This window comes from Streptomyces sp. SAS_272, from assembly GCF_052543235.1.
Window position 1 is genome coordinate 1 of record NZ_JBMNDR010000194.1, and the last position, 3,201, is coordinate 3,201.

Annotated in this window: 1 protein-coding gene; it reads right to left on the minus strand. The window is 67.0% G+C overall.

All coding sequences use genetic code 11. From position 1 onward, the window contains the following. Positions 1-40 precede the first annotated feature (40 nt). On the minus strand, positions 41-3,079 hold the full coding sequence (locus ACN6LD_RS42025) for an MGH1-like glycoside hydrolase domain-containing protein (RefSeq protein WP_445045920.1): 3,039 nt from the start codon (positions 3,077-3,079) through the stop codon (positions 41-43). Between the last annotated feature and the right edge of the window lie 122 nt (positions 3,080-3,201).

Genomic DNA, 3,201 nt, shown 5'->3' on the forward strand with positions numbered 1-3,201 from the left:
GGCAGCGTCGGGCGACGCTGCCGCGGCGGGGGCGGGGCTGTCAGGGGTTGAACGGCGTGGCTCCGTCGTCCGTGACGACGCGCCACAGATGGTCGGCGGTGCCGTTGTCGTCCCACTGCAGGACGGTCGCCCCGGAGGCGGTGGACATGTTCTGGACGCCCAGGACCATGCCGCTGTTCTTGTTGACGATCTTGCAGTAGCCGTCGCCCGCGTCCACCACCGACCACAGGTGGTCGGAGGTGAGGGTGTCGCCCCATTGCAGTGCCACGGCGCCGGCCGTCTTGGAGGCGTCCTTGATGCCGAGGACCTGCCCGCTGTTGGTGTTGAAGATCTTGTAGTAGCCGTTCTCGGCGGGGACGATCTTCCAGTGGTGGTTGGCCGAGGTGTCGGCGGTCTGCTGCTGGGCGGCGCCACCGGCGTTGATCGAGGAGCCGGAGATCCCGAGCTCCAGGTTGCTGTTCTTGTTGACGATCTTCACGGCAGGGGTCTCCGGGTACCAGGACTCCAGCTCGGTGACGCCGACGAACTTGCCGGCCTGGGGCGTGAAGACGACCCGGAACTGGGACGTCGTGACCGTCGGGAACCTCACCTCGTTCGCGTCGTCGGCGACCGGCGTGGCCGGGCTCCTGGTCTGGTTCGGGACGTTCACCCACGAGCCGTTGTCGAGGTACTGCACGGTGTAGCTCGCCGGGACGCGGATGTTCGCGCCGTCGTCGTAGGTGTAGAACTTCACCTCGTTGATCTTCCGGGGCGCGCCGAAGTCGACGCCGAGGTGGTCGGTGGCGTTGGGCGAGCCGGAGTTGGTCCACCGGTCGTCGGGGATCTTGTCGTAGCGGATCCAGCCGTCGGTGGCCCGCAGCGGGGCGTCGAAGGTGGTGGACTTGCAGGTCTGGCCGCTGTGGCAGTGCGGGCCGTTGGAGACGGTGTTGGTGTAGGAGGCGAAGGCCTTCGGGTAGGGCTGCGTGATGGTGCGGCCCAGCCAGTCCTGCTCGGCGGTGAGGGGGTTGGCGGCCACGTTCATCATCCGCGTGGCCGGCGCCGGGGTGACCGGGGCGGCCACGTTCACGGTGGTGTTGCCGACGGTCGGGGACTGGAGGACGCGCTGGCCGTCCTGGAAGACCTGCAGGCCGCTGCCCTTGCCGTAGTGGGTGCCGTCCCGGTCCCAGCGGATCGCGTAGGTGTGCCCGTGGTAGGGCAGGCTCTCCACGGCGAACCAGTCCCAGTTCGACGGGATCAGCGGCTTGAGGACCAGCGTGTCGTTCGCCTGGGGCTTGATGCCCAGCAGGCCGGTCAGCACGAGGTCGTTGAAGCTGGAGTGGTTGTAGTTCTCGCTGAAGTTGAACCCGTCGTAGATCCACTCGCCGGTGTCGCCGTTGGCGGCCTCTGCGATGTAGGGCTTGCCGTCCTTGTGCTGGAGGTCGGCGAACTGCGACAGCATGGTCTGGTAGTCGGCCTTGGTGACGTAGCTCTGCGCCGGGTAGTCCTGGAGCAGGTTCGCCAGGCCGGTGAGGACCTGGCTCGTCTGGTAGGGCCAGCTCGGGCCGTTCCAGTGGCAGCAGTTGGCGTCGTCGCGCTGCTGCGAGGCCGGGATCGCCTGGTAGTTGAAGTACGGGTTCGCGGTGATCCGGTCGAGTTCGGCGAAGCCGGTGCCCTTGGCGAACTTCAGCGTGTTGGCGCCCGCCTTCAGGGGGACCTGCACGGTGACGGCCTGCGAATCCGAGAACTTGCCCCAGGCGCCGGTGGGGGCGTAGTTGACGGTGACCGGGTTGGCGGTGTCGTCGTTGACGATCAGCTTGTGGGTCGACGTGCCGCTGGTGCCGTTGGCGTAGTACACGGTCACCGGGTACGTCCCGGCGCCGGGCGCGTCCACGCTGTACGTGACGTAGCTGTCGTCGAAGTCGATCTGCCCGATGTACTGGCCGTTGGAGGCCGTCGACGAGCTGAACAGGTTGGCGTGGTTGCGAGGGGCCTGCTCGGCCTCGAAGTCGTGCACCCGCTCCAGGGTCGTGGGCCCGAACGGCGCCTTGAACCTCTTGGCGTCGGTCAGGTACTTCCACGCCGACGAGTACTGCGCGTCCGGCAGGTTGAACGCCCACGGGGCGTAGCCCATCAGTTCGCGCCAGGTCGTCCGGGTCTGCTTCAGGGCGCCGTTGGTGCTGTCCGTGTTGTAGACCTGCATGAAGAAGGAGCGCTGCGGGTCCCAGAGGGAGTTCTGCACGGCGGCCTTGAGCTGCGCGGCCTTCGCGTCGTAGTCGTTCGCGGTCGCCGTGTCCCCGGTCATGGTGGCGATCTTGCTGATCGCCTGGGCGGCGGCGAACATGTAGGCGTTGATCGTGGGCCGGTACCCGCGGCCGCCGCTGAACCAGTTGCTGCTGTGCATCGACGTCTCGGTGTACTCCGTGGCGTCGGACAGCGGGCTCTGGTGGTACAGGTCGCTGGTCGACTGGGCGCCATTCACCGTGATGTCGGCGGTGAAGTCGGAGTCCCACCGTTTGTACAGGGCGATGAGGTGCGGGAGGGCCGACTTGATCTGCGCGGCGTCACCGGTCACGAGATAGCGCTGGTACGCGGCGCTCGTGATCCACTCGCTGAAGTTCCGTACGCCCGGGTTGCCCGCCCCGCGCAGCCAGAAGTCCAGGTAGTCACCCGCGTAGTCGCGGTTGCGCAGCCAGCGTCCGTCCAGCAGGTGGTAGCCGGTCGCGTCCGGGAGCGCGGTGTAGGGGTTCCCGGCGTAGCCGATCGGCACGTCGTACTCGGTCGACACGTACCCGGTTCCCGGCACGGTGTAGCGCAGCGCACGCTTGTAGGTGCTCCACCGGTAGTAGTAGACGTCGTCGATGTCGTTGTCGGGGGTGTCGACGAAGGGGATGTTGTCCTTGTACCACTGCCGCTCGTCGAGCCCGTTGGCGGCGAGGATCGCGTCCTTGTCGAGGGCGACCGCGTTGGGGTCGTCGGCCGCCTGTGCGGCAGTCGCCCCGGGCCCCACCGTCAACAGGGTCGTGGAAAGCATCGAGCCGCACAGGGCGGCCACCAGGCGGTTGCTGAATCTCGGCCGGTAACGCATTGAGGTGTCCTCCATTGGGCACTCACGCGGAATGCGCGCATACGAAAGTTCGAGCGTTGTTCGAACTTCTGGGAGTCGGTCATGACCAAACCGTGGGCAGGTCAACAGGTCTGAAGGGTCGCCGGCGCCTCATAGAT

Coding starts and splice junctions, on each gene's coding strand:
- ACN6LD_RS42025 (WP_445045920.1), bottom strand. CDS start 3,079: ATGGAGGACACCTCAATGCGTTACCGGCCGAGATTCAGCAACCGCCTG.